This window comes from Buttiauxella sp. A111 (assembly GCF_014189855.1).
GTDB lineage: Bacteria > Pseudomonadota > Gammaproteobacteria > Enterobacterales > Enterobacteriaceae > Buttiauxella > Buttiauxella selenatireducens.
Genome location: NZ_BJFN01000006.1, coordinates 105380 through 126065, shown reverse-complemented (window position 1 = coordinate 126065; position 20686 = coordinate 105380). Strand labels below are relative to the sequence as shown.

Below are 20686 nucleotides of genomic sequence, written 5' to 3'. Positions count from 1 at the left end.
CATCACCCTGAAACAAAACAACCTTAAAGACAGCCATAACGCATGAATAAGAAAACAGGACGAATTAACCAACCGGAGCAGTGATATGTGGCAAGTAAAAAATCAGACGCCCTATGCTGTAAAGGGAAGCTGGATAAGAAGCAGGCAGGGAGAAGAAATCTGGACCATTGCGCTAAAAGCCACCTGGGATATATTGCCTGGTGGTATAACTGTACTGTCTGCCATTCAGCTACAGCCCAATACCGGGCCGGTATTTCAGGATGATGGCAAGACATTACTTTATGACACGGACTTTGGCCCAACCAAGACAGCCACCGATGTCGTACTCAACGGGCACGTTCATTCTCCAAATGGAAAAGCGTTCCGCACTCTGCCCATAGGGCTCAAAGTCGGAAATGTTACCCGGCTTGCCCGTGCTTATGGCGAACGGATTTGGGACGGCAAGCAGTACAGTCATCCAGTTCCCTTTAACAAAATACCTCTCAATTATAGCAACATGAGTCGGGGAAGCTGTATCCCGACTTGCATGAGTGATGTTAATCCTGTGGGAATCTCTGTCACTGCGACTCCTGAAAAGGGGCTATCAGCCCTGCCTAATATTGAATTTTATGGCGACGAAACTATGCCAGGGTTTGGTGCTGTGCCGCGGCAATGGCCGGGCCGCTCTCAGTTTGCTGGGACATATGACGAAAACTGGCAACGCCACCGTGCGCCATTGCTGCCGGACGACCTGGATGAACGTTACTGGCAATGTACACCGCCGCCAATGTATGCAGGTGGGCGACTGAAAGGCGGTGAGGTCGTCAGTCTGGGAAATCTCACACCATCCGACTATGGCCACAATGGGCTGCTTATCTTTGCCCTCCCGCGTCTTGTCCCCGCCTTCAGCACCCAGTTTTATGATGGAAGGATTCGCCTCCACCAGGCTACGCTCCACACGGTCATTATCGAACCTGATTTTCCTCGCGTTAGCATGGTCTGGCATAGCGCACTTCCTTGCCATCATCTGGTTAATCAGCTTGAGTCCACCACAGTGTCGGAAAAGCCTCTTCTGTCTGTCAAAACGAAAGCCCTTCCTGTGCAGTTTCCAGAATGGGAGGCATTACTGTGAAAGCTATTGTCGCAGCCGCCTGTATCTTCCCTTCCGGGCCAACACTCCCGTTGGCCGCCGTTGCTCACCGCCTTCAGTTTTCTCTGATAAGAAAGCACCCGATTTATGTGGATCAGCGTGGCTCACCGATAAGAGCCTGCTATTTCCCAGAAATAGTTTCGGTCTCCCTGGTTGAACGTTTTCGGCAGTTACTCTGGCAAGTGCTGACGGAACTAATAAATAACCAACCAGCACTGAAGCACCCTCCCCCTGGTCGGGTATCTATTTTGCTTCCACCTCTGGACAGGCCAGGCATCACCCCTGAACTGACCGCAGCGGTAAAAGAAGCAGTGAAGGAAATTACCGGCTGGTACGACACCCCGGTTCATGTTCTGCACGGTGGAAGTGCCGAGGCTGTCGGCATGATGGATTTGGCAACGGAAGCAGCGTCCTTCGTGCTGCTCGCCGTCGAATCATGGCTGTTAGCGCCCTCTCTGCAGTGGCTGGACGGTGAAAACTTACTCCACAATGCTCACCGAACATTTCAGGAAAACAAGATAGTCAATCCTTATGGACGGGTACCTTCCGAGGGCGCGGCTGCACTGGTGCTGGCATCTCCTGGCACAGGATGCAAGCCATGGTGCCACATCCGGGGTAGCGGGCAATCTATTGAAGATGTGTTGTATTCAGACAAAGGCGTCTGTCACGGAAAAGGGTTGCGTCAGGCCGCATCACTGGCGCTTGAGGCGGCAAACATAACCGAATTACACCATCTCGTGAGCGATATTAACGGTGAGCCTTACCGCGCAGACGAACTGGGTTTTACCCTGTTCGCAATGCATCGTTATAACGGTGAAGGGCTCATACGAGAAACGCCCGTACTGGCATCAGGCGATCTGGGATGCGCCAGTCTGGTGGCACACATGGCGCTGACTGCATGGCGAATGCGCTCATCAGAACACCCCAGCAATACGCTACTACTTTCCACGTCGGATGACGGGCGGCGTGGCGCGGTAGTCATGTCAAAAACTCAAGGAAGCCAGCATGCTGACAATTAATATCAATGGAATTACGCTCTGCCATAAAGGAAGTGAGGGCGTCAGCCACAACACATTGCCCGATGTCTGTAAAACGCCACCTTTCGCCATCCCCATCCCCTATGAGAATGAAGCCTATTCGGCAGACCTGGTCAAAGGGACAGTCAGTGTGTCTGCGGATGGCGGCAACATGATTGCCAATATGGGCTCACAGTTTGCTCGTAGCGTTTTTGATGAGCCGGGAAGTATGGGCGGGGTCATTTCGGGAACCAACAGGGCTGAAACAGAATGGATATCCCACTCGTTCGATGTCTTTTTTGAGAAGAAACCAGCGTGTCGTTTGACTGACAAACTACTTATGAATCATGGGAACACGGTGAATATGGCAGGTCTTATGCAGGCCCCACTACCACCAGTGCCAGAACTGCCAGATAATTCATCCGCCAGTTCCGGGTCAGAAGACGGGAAGCAGTCCGCACCACCACCAGCCCCGCGGTCTGATGAAAATGCGTCAACACCCCCATCGTCCGACAAGAATGACTCAACTCCCCCTCCAACAGATGATGACCCACCACAGGCCATGCCCTGTATCGTGATTCTGGTGCATGGTGTGAACGATGTGGGTGAGGCCTATCAGACCCAGGATGAAGGCATTTGTGCCGGGCTAAATGAACGGCTGGGGCGCAAAGATATACAGCATCACCGCTGGGACGCTGACAAATTCATGATTACAGATGTAGGCGGTAACGTTGCCCTTTCACCAGTGATCCCTTTTTACTGGGGGTATAAACCGGTCGATCACGATGTTTTTAAACAAGACCAGCTACGCTACAAAGACGAACTCAAACCAGAGAAAAAAGGCAATGAAGCTGACCTAGCCTACGATACCTACCGCGAAGATGACGCAGATAATATTGCAGCGCACAACAATGAAAACATCGACAACCTGTATAACTGGTTAGACTCTGTATCCTCCAAAGGCGGAGGAACATTCGCCAATGCGACCACCAATATTCCCGATATGTTCGGGCCGGGAGCCGCAGGGGTGATACTGGCCATGATTGCCAAGCTGATGTCACGTACTGAAGTATTCAACAGCCACGACTGGAGCCACCCGATTTACCAGAACCCGCATCGCATTTACCAGGCTTATGCCGCGCGAAGGCTGGCGGATTTGATCCTGGATATCCGCCGCAATGAGAAAACTCAAAATGACACGATTAATATCGTCGCCCACAGCCAGGGCACCATTATCACTATGCTGGCGAATATGTGGGTTGAGGCCGAAGGTTTCCCTCCGGCAGATTGTGCCATCCTGAACCATTCGCCTTATGCGCTGGAAAACCGCTGGCTGGAAAACGCCATGCCCGGTAACCAACAAACCAGCGACGCCCGAAAAAAGACCTTTGCCCATTTTTGTAATCTGATGGCAAAAAACCCACTCGCGCCGCAGGGCTCACTTTCTCATAACGCGGCCTATATTCAGAAAATAACGGATACAGGCTGTCTGCCTCAACAAGCACAGCTAACCCTCTGGAAAAATCCACTTTATAACCGCAACAATTTTGGCCGGGTTTACAATTATTTCTGCCCTAACGACCAGGTGGTGTCCATGTCACCCATTCAGGGATTTGGCTGGAGAGGTATTCCGGACGAAATCAAAGCACAACTGGGCAATAACCTTTGCCAACGCGCTTTTTGCAAAGACATACGGATTGGCGATAGAACAGGTTTTCATTATGTAATGCCTGCACACAAACCGGACGACTCTAAAAATACGGGTTACGACTTTACCGACGTCACCATCAACGCCCCGCTTCTCCCGGCCCCTTTTACATTTAAACTGATGGGCCAGGGAAAGGGTTATAAAGCTGAATTAAGCGGCAATGACCCCAAAATTGCCAAAGCCGCCATGAAAGCAGAAAGATTAATTTCTGAAACTATTCATGTCCCCGACACCCCGCAATTTTATCTTCTGGCCGATGGCTCTGCGCTGGGCCAGGCTCAGTTGAACGAATTAAATATCAGGTATTCACCGTGGGAAATATTAAAAGGTAACGTATCCGGCAACCGGGACTCTTTTCAGTTGCTGATTGTCTGGCGGCGAATGACGGAGGCAGAGTTGAATAAAGTGATAACGGATAATCCCTCTGAGTATAGCCAGCACTCTTCCATCGTGACCAATAAAGAGGTTTCGACAAAGGCAACAGTTTATGACATGGCTATCGGGCAGAATAAATCTTTTGAGAATAAGGATTTCTGGAATCGATTGTTATTGCAGGCAGACTGGCGCAGGCCTGACAATCCGATTGAAGGTGTAAAAACGTACTACCAGGAAGGTATTTTACCTTTTGGGCGTATCAAACAATTTATGAATAAGCCAGAGCGACCTAATGGCATGCCATTAGGCCACTTCGGGGTAGTCAATGATTACGGTTCACGCCAGAAAGTGATACCAGGAAACAAGCGTGATACGGAAAACCAGACGGCGGGTATTCTTCAGTGGGATATGCCAAAACCACAGGTCTGACAAGGAAACGTTAATGAAACCATTTAAAAAAGTGTTAATTGTACTTGGCATTAGTCTGATTAGCGGTTGTCATTCAGCACCGAAAACACCGCCAACGCAGGTGGTTTACCGCTTTGATGACCATCGTTACCTGGAGCTGACAGGATTTAACTGCCAGGGAGGGCTACGTTACATCGATACAACATTAAACATCCGATATCAGATTTACGATGTATCTGATGGCTACAGGATATTCACTAAAAAATTTATCCACCCCTCGGAGCGCTATATCGCCATAACCTCATTTGAGGGTGATGGTTTTTCTATTTCAAAAGATTATGGACGCACCTGGGATGGAGCAAGTTTCTCCCCTGGTGGCGGTGCCGTTAGATATGCAGATGATCAACCTCATCGCGATGAAATCGAGTCTTTCACCGTAGTCAACGACCAGGGCTTTATGCTGACAAAAACCGGTGATATCTACATGAGTTCAAAACCGTTTGATGCTGTAGATCCTGAATCAGGACAAGGGGGGAAATGGGGTAAAGAGTATGCATCCTGGAATTCTTTTGCCGGCCCTGAATCCTGGACTATTGATGCTAATCGAAAGAATTTCCAGAACATCCCCAACAAAGTCCCCGAAGTTAAAAACTACACCGGTTGGGACAAAATGCGCTGCGACCCGGATTTAGGATTACCGCCATCATCATGAGGAAATAAATGATTTCACTATATAAAGAAGCAGTGACAGAGAATAAGGGCTGATATAGAGACTCGATTAATATTTTGCAAAGCAGATGTGCCAATACTATCCCGTTCGTTCGATGTCTTATTTGAAAGTGTAGTGATGTGATGGACGCCCCTCCCCTTCCCTAAAAATAAACTCGCGAGAGTGCCATCCACACTTTGCGGTTGAGCAGATGGCACAACATTTAATTTATGGCTTTGGATAATGTGACGGACGGGCTTTCGGGTGAATCGCAAAATGGCCTGTCGGCGCGTTATCAACGGTCACAGGGACGATATGCGGCGCGTGCCTTATTCGTGAATGGTCGCGGAACATATAAACGATAAACGGCAGAATAAATACCAGACCGAAGCAGATTACCAGCAAGCCGGCATAGATATCATGGGCATGGGTGCCAGGCAGAGAGCTCGGTGGAATAAACGAAACCACAAACGCCAATACTGAAACCAGCAGACCTGAACAGGCGATAGCCAGCTTCACCGACTTCCCTCCGGGGATCTGGAAGGCACGCGTTCTATCACGCTGATGGCGAACCAACTGGATATATCCCAGAAACAGCATCAGGTAGCTGCACAGGTAAATAACCACGGTGAGTGACAGCGCAATCAGGAATGACATATTGCTACCGCCACCGGTATTGGTGAGAACAATCAATGCGATGGTTGTGATGGTTAATTGGGAAATCACCAGTGCTACTGGGACACCATTTTTGTTCACTTTGGCGAAGCGTGAAGGCAATAAACCGTCTTGTGCCGTCACTAACATGCCGCGGGAAGGGCCTACAATCCACGACGCGATTTCTGCCAATACCCCCAGCATTAACAATGCAGCTATCACGCGAACCGCCCACTCATATTCAGGTCCGTAATAATTTATCAAGGTGCTGAACGCCTGCATAACGCCCGCAGAAAGGTTGATTTCATTGTGCGGGATCACCGCTGCGACGGACAGGCCACCAATGGAGCTCAACACAATGGCGGCAATCACCAGCAGGAACATCGCCAGAGGATAATCGCGGGCTGGGTTTGTCATTTCATTAACGTGGGTTGCCGAGGCTTCAACGCCCATGTAACTGAGCACAAACGCCACAAACACCACTAATGTGCCAATCTGGGAAAAATCAGGGAAGAAGGTTTTCGCCGACATCTCAATGGCCAGCGGCTGCCCGTGATAAAGCCAGGCCACCGCCAACCCCACCAACACAATTGCCGGGAATAAAATCCCAAAGAAGAAGCCGAGTTTGGCAATTATCGCGGTATAGCGCGTCCCTTTGAATTGAGTCAGCGCCAGCCCCCACAAAATAACGATGGAAGCCACTGTTCTCACCAGCGGATCGGTGTTTAACGCAGGCCAACTGAGAATGTAAGAGAGTGCACCAAGCACAAAGTAAAGCATCGGGATAAAACCGATGGCGATTTGCAAATAGCTAAAGGAGATCGCTGCAAATCCCCAGCGCTCCCCGAGCGTATTAGAAACCCAGGCGTAGAGGCCGCCTTCTTGCCAGCCTTCTACGGTCGCCATTTCTGCGGCACACAGTCCCACGGGGATAAACCAGAAAATACCGCCCATCAGGAGAAAGAAAATCAGGCTAAAACCTGAGGTAGCAAACGTTGGATATTCATAAACTGCCATCACCATAGAGGCGGTAATGGCGAAAAAGCCGAGCAAAGTGAGCGATCTTGTAGGGCCGCTCGTCGTTGTACTGGACATAAGCCTCTCCACATCTTCAGGCATGAATAACCTATTGATGCTCATACAAAATTATGGAAGAGAGCCGAAATCGACAGGCTCTCTGAATGATTGATACTGATAAGAAAGGGTTTTATGCGTGGTTGAAGCCACCCGCTTCCTCGATGGTCAGCGGACGTGTGACAGGATTTTGCTCAAGCGTTGCAAGGGTGCGTTTCAGATCAGCAATCAGCAATTCGGCCAAATCGGTACTCATACCATGGCGAACCAGAATTCGCTGCACCACTAAGTCTTCGCGGTGAGTTGGCATGGAATAAGCTGGCACCTGCCAGCCGCGGCTACGCAGGCGGTCGGCAAGGTCGTAAAGCGTGTAGCCACAATTCTGGTGGTCCGCTTTTAACGTCCATGTCAGCCCAGGGATACCATGTTGTTGATTACCGTCATAAATAACCTCGAATGGGCCAATAGCGGCAATCTCACGCGCCAGATACTGCGCAGTGTGGTAACAAGCCATATGAATTTTACGGTAGCCTTCACAGCCCAGACGCAGGAAGTTGTAATACTGAGCGACAATTTGCCCACCAGGACGCGAGAAGTTCAGCGCAAAGGTCGGCATATTGCCGCCGAGGTAATTAACGTTGAAGACCAAATCCTCTGGCAGATCCTGTTTTTCACGCCATACCACCCAACCGGCACCCAGTGGTGCAAGGCCGAATTTGTGGCCGGAAGCATTAATGGATTTCACACGTGGCAGACGAAAGTCCCATTCGATTTCCGGTGCGCAGAACGGAGCAAGGAAACCCCCACTGGCACCATCGACGTGAATGGGAATATCAATCCCGGTCTTCGCGGACAAATCATCCAGCGCATCATTAATTTCTTTTACCGGCTCGTACTGGCAGGTAAAGGTAATGCCCAACGTTGGCACGACACCGATAGTGTTTTCATCCGCATATTTAAGCACTTCTTCGGCGGTCATCATCAGGCGATCGCCTTCCAGTGGAATTTCACGTAACTCAACGTCAAAGTAGCGGGCGAATTTGTGCCAACAAATCTGTACCGGGCCGCAAATCAAATTCGGTTTATCAGTCGATTTCCCGGCCAGTTCACGGCGTTTACGCCAACGCCATTTCATCGCCAGGCCGCCAAGCATTGCGGCTTCTGAAGAACCTATCGTTGAGCAACCCATCGTGTCGGTTGCTGACGGGGAATGCCAAAGGTCGGCGAGCATATTCACGCAACGCTGCTCAATTTCAGCGGTTTGCGGATACTCATCTTTATCAATCATGTTTTTGTCGATGGAGAGATCCATTAACTGGCGGATCTCATCATCAACCCAGGTCTGGCAAAAGGTCGCCAGATTTTGGCGGGAGTTGCCGTCCAGCATCAGTTCATCATGAATGGCATGAAAAACATTACGTGGATTACTTTCTTTTACCGGAAATGCGGTTTTAGGTAGCGGTGCCAATAACTCTACGGATGCATAAATATCGTCATTTTCATCTTCGACAGACTGAGTTGATATGATCATAATAACTCCTCTATTGGTCTCATTTCATTTAACAGTTCAATTAATCGTGAGTGTAGATTTACTTAACGCTATGAGTCAGTTCACCCAATTTTGCTTTAGGTGTTTTTTGACACTGTTTATAAATTCTTGGTACCGATACGGTTTCAACTTCCTGCCAGTGGACATAATCACCACCTTTAAAGTCGGTATCTTTATTCACCACCCAAAAGGCGACTGGCGTCATATATTTTGGGTTCATGTTTATAAACTCCTGACAGGTCATATTCTGCGGCGTCGTTTCTTGAGCAGCGAAAGCACTATTCATTGAGCCAGATAAAGCGGCAGCAGAAACAATTAACGAAATAAATACTTTATTCTTCATAAGTTAATCCAGTGTTTATTGTGAATTTGAAAAAGCTTGTTTAATCTGCGGAGCAGTCGTCAATTTCTTGCGCAAAATGAGAAAACTCACTGCGCTGAAAATCATCTCAATGCCAATAAATGCGGTCGTAAAGAGATACGATTGTTCAGGCGTCATCCCTAGCCAGATAATCGCAATCAGCAGATCAAAAATACCGATAAAAATGTTCGGGATAGCGCCTACGTGGCCTCGCATAGTGAACCCTGACACGATGCGTGAAACCCCACCGACAATAAACAAGCAGCAAAATACTATTGATAACGAATTCATTCCAACCAGCGGATGAGAGACGAAGCTGTAGCCCAACAATAACCAGGCTATGGCAAACACCGCGCTGACAAATTTAGAGCGCCAGTGCTGGGAACGAAAAACCACCAGGCTATAAAGAGTGTAAAAACCGCAGACCATAAACAGCATGCCAATGATATAGCAGAGGTACATCCCAGCCATAAAGGGGAAAATAAGACAGCAAGCACCGCATAGATATAGAAGCACTGCCATAACCATGGCATGTCTTTTATATTGAAGACGTGAAGCTTCACTAAGCGCTTTCACTCTAAATTGGTTAAATATGAACATTTGATATCCACCCTGTAGTTGATACTTAAAATAGTAAAACCAGTTACCCGACGAGGTAAATAAGAGTGAAGCCCCATTGCTATACGCCCAATCTGACGTCTGTCTCAGCAATCTGACAAGCGTCAGATGGCTCCTGCAATATTCATTCTGCGCTCTGATTTTCATCCTTAGCGTTATTTTCTATTCTGGCTCCGTTGGTGATTAACACCCATTTTATTGAGGAGAAGATAATGAAAAAATTAATTCTGGCTGGTGTACTGGCAACCATGATGAGTTCTGCACCGGTATTTGCTGCAACAACAGCGACTCCAGCGCAAACCGCTGCTGCAACCGCACAAATCCAAAAAGAAGCTGCTGACGTGATGCAGGTTGCCGTACAGGGCGCGAATGCCATGCGTGATATCCAATTCGCACGACTGGCACTGTTTCACGGCGAACCCGCCACGGCTAAAAAACTGACTGATGACGCGGCGACGCTGCTTAAAGATGACAGCGTGGACTGGAAGAAATTTGTCAAAACCGATTCCAAAGCGAAGATGATTGACGATCAATACGTCATCATTAATGCCAATGTCACCTTATCTGAAGACTATATTGCGTCACCGGCCAAAGAGAGCGCCATCAAGTCTGCCAATGAAAAACTGGCAAAAGGCGATAAAAAAGGGGCAATGGATACCTTACGTCTGGCGGGTATTGGCGTAATGGAAAATCAATATTTGATGCCACTGAACCAAACCCGTAAAGCGGTGGCTCAGGCTCAAAAACTGTTGGCAGACGGCAAATACTACGAGGCTAATTTGGTACTGAAAGGTGCTGAAGACGGTATCGTAGTGGATAGCGAAATGTTCGCTGCAACCAACTAAGCAGCGTTAACATTGCCGAAGTGATTTTCGTCTTGAATGTCGGATGTCGCTTCGCTAATCCGACCTACGAAAGCTGCGTTTGCATTATCGTCTCGTAGGTCGGATGCCGTTATGGGAAGGATTAGCCTAAGCGGTAACCCGCTTTTCTAGTGGCTTATCAAACTGTCTATCTCAATGTCGATTTCCCGCATCACCGCAGAAATTTTCTCAAGCGTTTCCTTACGTTCCTCAAGCGGTATCGCATCATGTCGGCGTGATTCGAAAGGTTCACACAACGCCTGAAGCGCTGTGATTTCCAGAATCTGTGCCGAGCCATGCAAACGGTGTAACGCGTGCAAAAACATCTTAGGTTCATCCTGCTCAATTGAGCGCACGGCGACTTGCAAATCATTGGCCGACGCTTCGCGGAACGTTTCCAGAATCTCGTTCATCAACGTCCTGTCACCACCGGTGTTCTCAGTCAGAATACTCAGTTTCAAATGTCGCGTGTTGCCAGAGGACGCACGCCCCATATCGAGTTTACTCAGCTCATGAGTCAACGTTTGAATCGAAATCGGTTTAAACAGGCACTGATTCATCCCACTTTGCAGGCATTGCTCGCGTGACTGCGAAAGTGCACTGGCGGTAAGTCCCCAGATTTGCAGCCGCACATTCTTGCGACGTAAAGATGCCGTCAGCGCGAGGCCATCTTTTTTCGGCATGTTCAGGTCAGTTATCAACAAATCGTACTGCTTGTGGGCGATTTTGGCTTCAGCCTCCTCGCCGTCACAGGCTTCATCCACGTTGTAGCCAATGGCATTCAACTGGCGTTTTAGCAGCAGTCGATTCGTCGGGTTATCGTCAGCAATCAAAATCGACAAACGAGGCAGTGGCGACAAAGCGGCTGGAGTATTCTTCATCGGGGTACGGGTTTGCTGTGCGATTTCAACCGCAAGCGTAATGGTGAAAGTGGAACCTTGCGACTGCTGGCTACTGAGTTCCAGCGTGCCGCCCATCAGCGTCACCAACTCTTTGGTGATAACCAGCCCCAGCCCAGATCCGATATGTTTACGCCCCTGACCTGCCTGAACATAACGGTGGAATAATGTCTTCTGTTCTTCCGTACTGATCCCGCAGCCGGTATCGCTAACCGTCACGGTCAAAGTCCCATGTTTATCCTCACCGGGTGTCAGACGGCAAGAAACCTCTACATGCCCTTGCTCGGTAAACTTCAGCGCATTGCCGACCAGATTGTTGAGAATTTGCCTCCAGGCTTGCGGGTCAATCAGCACACGATCATCCGCCGCAAGATGACTGCTAAAACGCAGCTCTACGCCTTTCTGTCTGGCCAGTGCGTCAAAAGAGTGGCACTGAACGTCGATAAGCTGCGACAAATCCGTCCATTGTGGGGCAATCTGGTATTTGCCGGACTCAATCTTATCAACGTCCAGGATCTTCCCGATCAACCCCAGCAGCGATTGTGCAGTAGCCGCGGCAAGCGCTATCGCCTCTTTGCGCTGAGCGGCGTTGAGATCCGAACTCGACAGCAGCTCTAAAAAACCAACAATCGAACTCACCGGAGTACGCAGTTCGTGGCTCATACTCGCAAGGAATCGACTTTTCGCTTTCGTGGCTTGAATCGCTTTATCTTTTTCAGCCTCCAGCTCATGTGAGAGCGCCTCTTTAAGCTGCAATTCTTCTTCGAGTTGCCGTTGTGACTGTTTTCTTTTGCGCACCTCACGCGAAAGCGATAACCCCCATCCCAGGCTAATGGCAATCAGCACTAACGCGAAGAACACCAGCTGATAAAACTGCTTGCTATAAAGGCTCCAGGTGTCTTTCTGTACGCTAGAAATTTTCGACCACTTCTCCGTCATTTGCAGAATATCGCGTGGAGGAATCGCTTGCAGCGCCTTACTCATAATGGCGTTCAGTTCTGGTTCATCGCGCGCCATCGCAAACCTCAGCGAGGCGCTCGGCATTCCGGGTAGCCGCATGTAGTACATTTTTTGCAGATAATAATGATCAATCATGTAGCGGGCGGATAGCTCGCTCGTAATCGCCGCATCGACCTCGCCCTTCTCCACCATTTTCATTGCCTCAACGATGTTTTCCGTTTCAACCAGGGTCGCCTGCGGATAACGTTGATGTAAATCGTTGGTCAAAATAGTCCCCGCGGCGACGGCAATGCGCAGGGGTTTTGTGAGCAACAGGTCGGCGTTTTCCTGGTGTGGAGTGACAATCACATACGAGATACTCATCAGCGAATCGCTAAACGAGATGAATTTCTGCGGCGCATTATTTAGCGTAGCGGCGGGGATCATGTCCCATTGGTCTGGTGCCATTTTGTTGCCGGAATTAACCATCACCGGCTGAAATTCAAGCCCGGTTTGTAGCTGAATAATATTGAGTAAATCAGCCATGATGCCGCGTAGCTCGCCACCCTGGTCGATAAGCGTAAACGGTGGATAGTTAGGGTTAATCAACACCTTAATATTACGATGTTTTTTAAGCCATTCCTGCTCTTCCTTACTGAACGGAATAGGTGAATTCAGGTAGGAAAGATTGCCGCGATTCAACCAGTTCTGCATCATCCGCATATGCGTTTCATTACTAATAGAAGTAATGAAAGCTTCGAGGATATTTCGCAACAACGGCTGGTTCTTACTGGTGATAAAGTAATTGTATTGCTCTTGCTTGTTGAAGTAGTGAGTTATAACCAGCGATTGCGAGAAGTATTTAGAAATATAATTCCCGGTGGTTACGTTATTACCTATAAAATATTGATTTTTACCGTCCCGCACCGATGACAATGCCTGATAGTCATCATCGTAAAAGGCCATTCTGGCGTTAGGGAAGGCTTCTTTGGCGACACTGGAAAATGCGCAATCCTGCACGCAGGCAAGGGTCACTTCCTTATCCGTTTTTAGCGGCAGCAAGGTATTTTTGAGCGAAGTCACAAGCGTCGGCCAGGTTTTGATCAACGCCGAAGTCGTCAACAGAGCGCTTCCCACATCTTTGTGGACAGACAGCTGAGTGAGCAGCGTATCGACTTCGTGCCTCGAAAGCGCCGCAAGGGCTTCTTTCTCGCTATCGTACTGTTTAATAGTAATTTTAATATGCAGATTTTTTTGCATCAGGGCCAGGTAATCGGCATTCACTCCCTGATAAATTCCCCCGGTACTTTCATAATCGATAGGGGAAACTTCCGGCAACCAGGTACCGACAGTGAGGTTTTTTTTGTGCTCCAGCCAAAACCGTTCTTCCGGGTTTAAACGAATATCCAGCACTGCGGGCTGGTAGTTACTTTTAAGCTCAATAACTTGTGTCGCGCCAAAGGTGGAAAAACTGCTCAAGCCAAAAACAATCATCAAATAAATAAACAAACGAGCCAGCATCTCATTACCCTATTTTATTTCTTTGCGCATAATCGTAGAGTTCCATCAATGAGGAGCAATCTAGTTTTTCCATTAAGCGGGTTTTATACGTGCTCACCGTTTTATTACTGATATTCATTTTGCTGGCGATGGTGGTGTAATCAATGCCATTGAGAATATAACGCAGCACCTTCATTTCCTGGGTCGATAACGTATCCAGTTTGTCTTGCTCAGTAATGCTGGTACCAATAAAACGTTCAAGAGAGAAAGGGAAATAGCTATAACCATTCTTTGCCGCGTCGATGGCGGCGAGAATATTGTTCATCCCCTCTTTTTTACTGACAAACCCATTCGCGCCACACTCTGCGCTACGCTTGCCATAAAACAGTTCGTTTTTGGCCGAGATGATAATGATAAAGCCCGCGAAATGGCGTTTGCGTAATTGTTCCAGCACCTCAATGCCGCTAATGCAGGGGATATCAACATCGATTATCAGCAGATCCGGTTTGAGCCTCTCCGTGGTTTGCACCGCATGTTCGCCGCTATCGAGCTCAGTGATGACGGTGATGCCATTAGTATCGAGTAAATTGCGAATGGCGATCCGCGCCAATGGATGATCGTCAACGATTATCGCGTTCATTGCGTTAAGAAATCCTGATGTAATAAAAAATAGCGAAGTTAGCTATATTATTACTTTTTAGAGAGGATTCAGGGGTGGATGACATTTAGATATACCAGGAAAAGGTGTCCTTAAATATTTACACTGTGTACAACCCAGCAAAGAAAATGGCTTCTATTTATTCAGTTCATTACCTTTCATTTAAATTAATCCTGCTTAATATGATATCGATCATATTCTTGATGACATGTGTAGGAAATGTCTTCAGATATTTTGCCGCATATTCAATCCTGAGATCATCAGATAAACACCTCATCGACCATCGCACTTCCCAGACGCATTGCGGAACAAATGCGTGGCATGCCGAGAGAAACTCCCAAATGCGTTTGGGTGGTAGCAAAACTCACCGGCTGATACTCGCGGTCACAATCGTCACCCAGCCATGTCAGCGCGTCTTTGCTTTCCATCATTGAAGGCGTAGACGGAAACATCAGCCATTCATAATAGTAATGACGAGTGCGAGCGGAGGCATTCACATCTTGCGCCAGCTGCCTGATGGCCAACGCTCGCGCCTGTTCTATCAGCTCACTTGCCTGTAACGTGCTGCCGAAACGCAGCGCATCGCCAAAAGTGCCCCAGTACAGCTCCTGCAACGCGACATAACAGCGTCCAGCGGGCGAAAATGATAAATAGTGTCCAGCCTGCCAGCGGGCAAAAACTTGCTCGCAATGCACGATCCCCAGATGCGTGAGATCGGTGCCGTTTAGTTGCGCCTCCAGCTTGCCAATGCGCAGCGCCAGTTGCTGTTGCACGAGAGCAAACAGCTGTCGAGTTTCCAGGGCCTCGTTATTCATTCGCGCAGAAGCGGCGGACATAGAACAGACGCTGTCATAGACTTTCGTCATCGCCCGATGTTTTTTCACCACACGTTGGCAGAGCTGCCCGAGCATCGCTAACGTGAATTCAGGCGTCTCGAGTAACACATCGTCCACCGCCCATTTTTGCAACTGGCTGCTGCCAATAAACTCGCCGGTCAGCCGTTGGAAATACGCTTTGCTTTGCTGGCTGTGCCACAACTCACGTGTAACCCCCCTATTTTTTGCAAAATCGACGACAAATTTCTCTGCAACACATTCCAAAGCGCGGGTTTGAGTACCCTGTACCAGGCTGTTCATTACTGTTCTACCGTAAATAGCGTCTGAATATCGTCCCGCAGCAGGCGGGTGTCTTCGTGGATGTAGCGCGTGGTTCGCACGCACAGCTCAAGCCGCTGACGCAAAGCCATTACCGCGTCTTCATTTTGCTGACGCGCCAACAAACTTTGTTGCAGATTCAGGCGTATCGCATCCAACGTCTGGGAAAAATCGGCAAAGAAGGCTGTCATTCCCTCACTCACTGCATTCTCAATTTGCATAGCCAGGGTGCGATTGAGCTGCAACAGGAAACTGGCAACATGCTCGCACAGCTTGCGTTGTACATCGGGCAACGAAATGACATAGCGACTTTGCATCACGGTGTACCCTTCCCAACCCCACTCCTCGCTATTGAGCCAGCGTGCGACGGTGCCTCGCATCCCAGCCGGACGGCGTAATTGCGCGACCGGAATATCCTGCTCTTCGATAAGCTCATTGAATGCTTTATGGGCATTGAAATTTAACAATCCGACATGGAACACCGGCAGGCTGAAATGGGTACGAAACCCTGCCTGGGCGAGCCCTTGTGAGACTCGGGATTCAATGGGTTTTAAGATGTTACGCAGCGTATCCGCCAGTTCAACTTCCAGATAACTGAACAGATGCATCAGCTCCTCATTCATCTTTTCTTGCGCAGCGGTCAGGATGATTTCGCATGAGGCGCGGATTCTGTGCAGCGCAATTTGCGCCGATTGTTCATCGTCAAAATTCAGCGTTTCATCGCGGGCGTCAAAATCGACACTGCGACGAGTTCCAAACGACATCACCGGGCGAGTCAGTTTTTCAGGCACCATGCCTTGCTGGAAATAATCGGCTACGTTGGCATTAATCTGTTGCTCATAACGGCGGATAAAATCCCCCATCGCTTGCACAGCCTGGTTTACGTTACTGCGCGCAACCGCACTTGCCGACTGCTGGCTTTCAGCGGCCAGGCTCATGTCCTCTTCAATTGCCGCAATATTCTGCTGCAATTGCTCACTGGCGATGCGCAAGCCCTGGCGGCGAAAATTCAGGTATTCTTCCGCGCCCTGCGTGTAGTTAAGTAATTTCTGGCAGGCAGACCGCAGTGCGTACATCGAGGCATTGGCGTGTGCGGCATGAAGCACCTTTTTGATGGGTTCGGCAAACTGCGAGTCTTGCCAAAGCAGTTCCGCCGCCTGGTGCACAACATCGCTATCCGCCAAATCATCACGTTTCCAACGACGGCCCAGCGCGGCATCAGCAAAATCTTGCACCCAGCGATGTTCATCGGGGTTCGGCAACTGAGTGTGTAATGCCAGTTCATGACGCGCGCGATTGGCCAGATATCCCCACATGGAAGAAACCGGGAAAACATGGCTCGGCTCAATCATCCCTTTCATCAGCGTGCCGGAAATCAATGCTTTAATTTGTTCTTCGTCGTCGCCGTTTCTGTCTTTTTGATCAAACTTGTTCACCAGCGCGTACAACGGCACGGAAGAACCGGTGCCTAATATCGCTTTTCGCACATCTTCGTCAGAAACTGACTTCAACTGGGTGTAATCCAGTACTGCCAGCACAGCAGACGCTTGCGCCAGTTGTTCCTGTAGCATTTTTTTCAGATGCGGTTGCCCGGCTTCATTCGGGCCAGGCGTATCTAATAATGTCAGTTGCCCATAACCTTCATTAATTCCCGCTAAATGGACAAACTCCACTTCAATTACCGGAACATGTTCAATTGCTGCATAGGCTTTAAAGGGAAAAGCAACATCCAGCGCTTTGGATAAACGCACTAAATCATTAAGGCTTTTCAGACAATGAAAAATAGGCTGAGCCCCCAGATAATGTTTAGCGAAAGATTCCCCTTCAGTTATTCTGGTTAATAACGCCGCCATATCCCGATCAATTTCTAAATGCCTGCCAAGCGTTGCTCTGTCGGTTTGTTGCAAACGAAGTTGCAACGCATGCATTAATTGGTCGATGGGTTGCACGTAAGGAAAATGCAAAACTGGCTCACGCTGGCCTGGCGTGTGACGAATCAATGTCGGTAATGCTGTCATCGGGCGATTGCGATTAGGCAAAACTTCTGTGCCAATAATGGCGTTGATGGTGGTGGATTTCCCTGCTTTTACCGTGCCTACAATGGCCAGCACCATCTCATTCTGGGTGATTTTGCGTAATTCATTTTGCAGCATTGCCTGCTGCTGTTGAAGGGTGTGCGGGCAAAACGCAGACGGGACAACCGGCCCCATTTGCGATTGCCCAGCGTTATTTTCTTCATTCTGTGTAGTAAAAGAGGTTGCTTTTAAGGAATTAAGGTTTTGCAGGGCGAGTTGTAATAGCCGCTCAGCCTCCTGACTTAACTCAAATATTGCTTGTGTGTGCATAAAAAATCCTTACTTAAATAAAATTATCCGGATTTTTATAAAAATAGTTATATTTACAGGTCAATTCAGTACCGGAAATTATAATTTCGTGCGGAAATCAATTATTCGATATTTTTATTAAGCTTACGTTTCAAAAAAATTTATCTGATGATATAGACAAAGAAAGAAACAATAGCGCATTTCAATAAGCTAATTCTGTATTTTCATCCCGAATTTAGCAATTGATTACAGATACAAAATATCAATCTTTGCGTTCAACTCATCCTCATGGCGCAAGGCGTAGCGGCAATAATCCCTGCAAAAGTAGGGTTTTAATGTATAATTGCGCTACTTTTGGCGGAAAGCCGCTATTTTTGAGGATATTAAGATGACTCTCCCTCATTGCCCGAAATGCAGTTCCGAGTACACCTATGAAGACAACGGTATGTTTGTCTGCCCGGAATGTGCGCATGAATGGAATGATGCCGAACCCGCACAAGACAGCGACCAGCTGATTGTTAAAGATGCCAACGGCAACCTGCTGGCTGACGGCGATAACGTCACCGTAGTGAAAGATTTGAAAGTTAAGGGCAGTTCTTCAATGCTGAAGATCGGTACCAAAGTGAAGGGTATCCGTCTGGTTGAAGGCGACCATAACATTGATTGCAAAATCGATGGTTTTGGCCCGATGAAATTGAAGTCAGAGTTTGTGAAAAAGAACTAAGTCTTTTCCCTCTCCTAATGGGTGAGGAAGAACACCGAACAATCCCCTCTCCTTCAAGGAGAGGAAGAACTCCAGACCATCCCCTCTCCTTCAAGGAGAGGGTTAGGGTGAGGATGGTTTTCAGTTTTAATGAGAATTGCCCTCACCCCAGCCCTCTCCCCCAGGAGAGGGAGAAACCGTACCATCCCTTCTCCTTCAGGAGGGTGAAAAGCGTCCGTCCCCCGCCTGGCTTGCCCTTATTCCCACATCTACACTTCATATGCACTCCGCATATGAGGAAAAAACCATGTCTGTTGGCCCCTACATCTTTTTTGACGGCACCTGCGAAGAAGCTATCGCGTTTTATAAACAAGCTATCGGTGCTGAACTGCTGTTTAAAATGACTTTTGGCGAAATGCCAAAGGAGGAAGCAAACAATGCAGCAGAAGGCTGCAACAGTGGATTTAACTGGCCTGATGATAAAATCATGCATGCCAATGTCCGAATAGGTGACAGTGAAGTCATGATGAGTGACGGCAATATGGCCACCGATCAGGTGAAACATTCAGGCTACTCACTGAGCCTGACCAGTAAAGATGTCGACGAAGGTAAACGGTGGTTTGATAACCTGGCCGCCGGTGGAAATGTCACTATGCCATGGGGCGAAACATTCTGGGCCAAAGGCTTTGGCATGTTGACCGATAAGTACGGTATCCCGTGGATGGTGAATGTCGAAAAACCGATGTAAAACGTTTTAGGGTGCTGCCGCCTGCGATGACAGACGGCAGCACCTCTACACCTACCGCGCTATTGCCCAGTTAATAGGGATGGCGCCCTGCCCATGTAAATAGTTCTGTAACGGTTGCGGCGCATAAGGTCCTGGCAGACATTCCCCGGTTATCGCTGACTGCTGCAACAACATTGGGCCGCCACTTAGCCGCTCGATAACCGACTGGTGAACCATCATTGACGAAGTCACCGGTGGAGGAAGCTGTCGAGGGGTGATGCGCAAATATCGGGTTGGTGGATACCAATCGCAATGCAGCAGCCCAAGCGGGTCTGCAATAACCTCGCTGGGTGCAAGATTAATCCCCAAATCGTCGAGCGCATCATGCATCCACAAATACGCGCCATTCGACAAACCGCGGTCCTCCTGAGTGTTTTGATATCCCCCACCCACATCCTGATGAATACCAGGAAACATCACCTGCAAAATACGATCGCGGTTGTCCCACAATACGGGTTCTAAATCGACACGCTGCTCATCAATCGCCAGTGCTTGTAGCCCGTATTTCACCCGTGGATGCAGCTCGGTATTGTTAAAGCGGAAAACGTTGTAGCGTTTATCGGTGAAATACCTGGGGATGCCCATCAGCCCGACCGTTTCCCACACCGCGACAGCCTCAATGGAGGCCGGACGCGAAATACAGGTAGGGTCAACGCTGTCGCAAAAAAAACCCGGCAACTCGCGCACCACGCTCCCTAGCAGGCTCGGGCTCATTTCCGGCGAATGGGCAAGAAACTGCGCACACACCGACGCGGCAAACCGCCACGCCTCATCTTTATTGCGCTGATTTAATTTCAGCTTTTCACGATTTAATAAGCCACGATCGATGATCATCTCCGCCAGAACACGCGCGGTATAGGCACCGTGGCTAAATCCCACCAAATAGATCCGATCGCCCGGCTGCCAATGGCGGCTGATAAAGGTGTACCCGCGAATGATCGGCACGATCAAATCTGCGCCAAATGCGCCACCCAATCGCTTGATCAGGCCATTATGCGGATCACCCATTCCATAAATGTATTTCGCGACTTGCACCACATTGCCGCTGCTATCCGTCAGCGTTTTTTCTTGCTCATTGGCTAACAACAAACTTTGCTGGTCAACAATACCTTTAAAATCAATAAATAACTGATAAACATTACTGGCGACGGTTTCATCATCCGGCTTTGATTCAAAACCGGGAGCGGTCCATGTGCCATCGGCACAAAAAATAATATTCTTGCTCATTGTTACCTTCCCAATGACCGGCGGGTAACTG

Annotated in this window: 16 protein-coding genes; 7 read left to right on the top strand and 9 right to left on the bottom strand. The window is 48.8% G+C overall.

What is annotated here, in order from left to right; translation table 11 throughout:
• Nucleotides 1-85: 85 nt before the first annotated feature.
• From BSPA111_RS17685 to BSPA111_RS17670, 4 genes are read left to right on the top strand one after another with little or no spacing between them, the layout of a single operon-like run.
• On the top strand, nucleotides 86-1111 hold the full coding sequence (locus BSPA111_RS17685; RefSeq protein ID WP_183272469.1) for a DUF2169 domain-containing protein: 1026 nt from the start codon (nucleotides 86-88) through the stop codon (nucleotides 1109-1111).
• Nucleotides 1108-2148, top strand: a complete 1041-nt coding sequence (locus tag BSPA111_RS17680; protein ID WP_183272468.1) for a hypothetical protein — start codon at nucleotides 1108-1110, stop codon at nucleotides 2146-2148. The genes BSPA111_RS17685 and BSPA111_RS17680 overlap by 4 nt, the downstream gene beginning before the upstream one ends.
• Nucleotides 2135-4657 carry a PAAR-like domain-containing protein gene (locus tag BSPA111_RS17675; RefSeq protein ID WP_183272467.1) on the top strand — a complete coding sequence of 841 codons (2523 nt, stop codon included), beginning with the start codon at nucleotides 2135-2137 and terminating at the stop codon, nucleotides 4655-4657. Before BSPA111_RS17680 ends, BSPA111_RS17675 begins: the two co-directional genes overlap by 14 nt.
• A 13-nt stretch (nucleotides 4658-4670) precedes the next feature.
• Nucleotides 4671-5348 carry a hypothetical protein gene (locus tag BSPA111_RS17670; RefSeq protein ID WP_183272466.1) on the top strand — a complete coding sequence of 226 codons (678 nt, stop codon included), beginning with the start codon at nucleotides 4671-4673 and terminating at the stop codon, nucleotides 5346-5348.
• Between the two features lie 225 nt (nucleotides 5349-5573).
• Here the strand turns inward: BSPA111_RS17670 and gadC are convergent, their stop codons facing one another.
• The 4 genes from gadC to BSPA111_RS17650 all read right to left on the bottom strand — a co-directional run bounded on the left by gadC (nucleotide 5574) and on the right by BSPA111_RS17650 (nucleotide 9583).
• On the bottom strand, nucleotides 5574-7094 hold the full coding sequence (gene gadC, locus BSPA111_RS17665; RefSeq protein ID WP_183272465.1) for a glutamate:gamma-aminobutyrate antiporter: 1521 nt from the start codon (nucleotides 7092-7094) through the stop codon (nucleotides 5574-5576).
• A 112-nt stretch (nucleotides 7095-7206) separates the two neighbouring features.
• Nucleotides 7207-8604, bottom strand: a complete 1398-nt coding sequence (locus tag BSPA111_RS17660; protein WP_183272464.1) for a glutamate decarboxylase — start codon at nucleotides 8602-8604, stop codon at nucleotides 7207-7209.
• Nucleotides 8605-8662: 58 nt separating this feature from the next.
• On the bottom strand, nucleotides 8663-8965 hold the full coding sequence (gene hdeB / locus BSPA111_RS17655; RefSeq protein WP_183272463.1) for an acid-activated periplasmic chaperone HdeB: 303 nt from the start codon (nucleotides 8963-8965) through the stop codon (nucleotides 8663-8665).
• A gap of 15 nt (nucleotides 8966-8980) precedes the next feature.
• The gene (locus BSPA111_RS17650; RefSeq protein WP_183272462.1) at nucleotides 8981-9583 is read right to left on the bottom strand and encodes an HdeD family acid-resistance protein; all 603 of its coding nucleotides are present in this window, start codon (nucleotides 9581-9583) and stop codon (nucleotides 8981-8983) included.
• A 230-nt stretch (nucleotides 9584-9813) separates the two neighbouring features.
• Here BSPA111_RS17650 and BSPA111_RS17645 point away from each other — a divergent pair, with 230 nt between their 5' ends.
• Nucleotides 9814-10446: a YfdX family protein gene (locus BSPA111_RS17645; protein WP_373925641.1), complete on the top strand. Its 633-nt coding sequence runs from the start codon at nucleotides 9814-9816 to the stop codon at nucleotides 10444-10446.
• Between the two features lie 146 nt (nucleotides 10447-10592).
• Here BSPA111_RS17645 and BSPA111_RS17640 read toward each other — a convergent pair whose 3' ends face one another.
• From BSPA111_RS17640 to BSPA111_RS17625, 4 genes are all read right to left on the bottom strand, one after another.
• On the bottom strand, nucleotides 10593-13823 hold the full coding sequence (locus tag BSPA111_RS17640) for a response regulator (protein ID WP_183272461.1): 3231 nt from the start codon (nucleotides 13821-13823) through the stop codon (nucleotides 10593-10595).
• A 4-nt stretch (nucleotides 13824-13827) separates the two neighbouring features.
• Nucleotides 13828-14442: an acid-sensing system DNA-binding response regulator EvgA gene (gene evgA / locus BSPA111_RS17635; RefSeq protein ID WP_183272460.1), complete on the bottom strand. Its 615-nt coding sequence runs from the start codon at nucleotides 14440-14442 to the stop codon at nucleotides 13828-13830.
• Nucleotides 14443-14720: 278 nt separating this feature from the next.
• Nucleotides 14721-15596: a diguanylate cyclase regulator RdcB family protein gene (locus BSPA111_RS17630; RefSeq protein WP_183272459.1), complete on the bottom strand. Its 876-nt coding sequence runs from the start codon at nucleotides 15594-15596 to the stop codon at nucleotides 14721-14723.
• A complete protein-coding gene (locus BSPA111_RS17625) occupies nucleotides 15596-17959 on the bottom strand; it encodes a dynamin family protein (RefSeq protein ID WP_183272458.1) in 2364 nt (787 codons plus the stop codon). Before BSPA111_RS17625 ends, BSPA111_RS17630 begins: the two co-directional genes overlap by 1 nt.
• A 367-nt stretch (nucleotides 17960-18326) precedes the next feature.
• On the opposite strand from BSPA111_RS17625, the gene BSPA111_RS17620 reads away from it, so the two are divergent.
• Both BSPA111_RS17620 and yjdN read left to right on the top strand, forming a co-directional pair.
• Nucleotides 18327-18662 (top strand): zinc ribbon domain-containing protein YjdM, encoded by a 336-nt coding sequence (locus BSPA111_RS17620; protein ID WP_183272457.1) that lies wholly within the window; start codon nucleotides 18327-18329, stop codon nucleotides 18660-18662.
• Between the two features lie 286 nt (nucleotides 18663-18948).
• Nucleotides 18949-19389 carry a VOC family metalloprotein YjdN gene (yjdN, locus tag BSPA111_RS17615; protein ID WP_183272456.1) on the top strand — a complete coding sequence of 147 codons (441 nt, stop codon included), beginning with the start codon at nucleotides 18949-18951 and terminating at the stop codon, nucleotides 19387-19389.
• Nucleotides 19390-19440: 51 nt separating this feature from the next.
• Here yjdN and BSPA111_RS17610 read toward each other — a convergent pair whose 3' ends face one another.
• Nucleotides 19441-20655 (bottom strand): DUF2235 domain-containing protein, encoded by a 1215-nt coding sequence (locus BSPA111_RS17610; RefSeq protein ID WP_183272455.1) that lies wholly within the window; start codon nucleotides 20653-20655, stop codon nucleotides 19441-19443.
• Nucleotides 20656-20686: the final 31 nt, after the last annotated feature.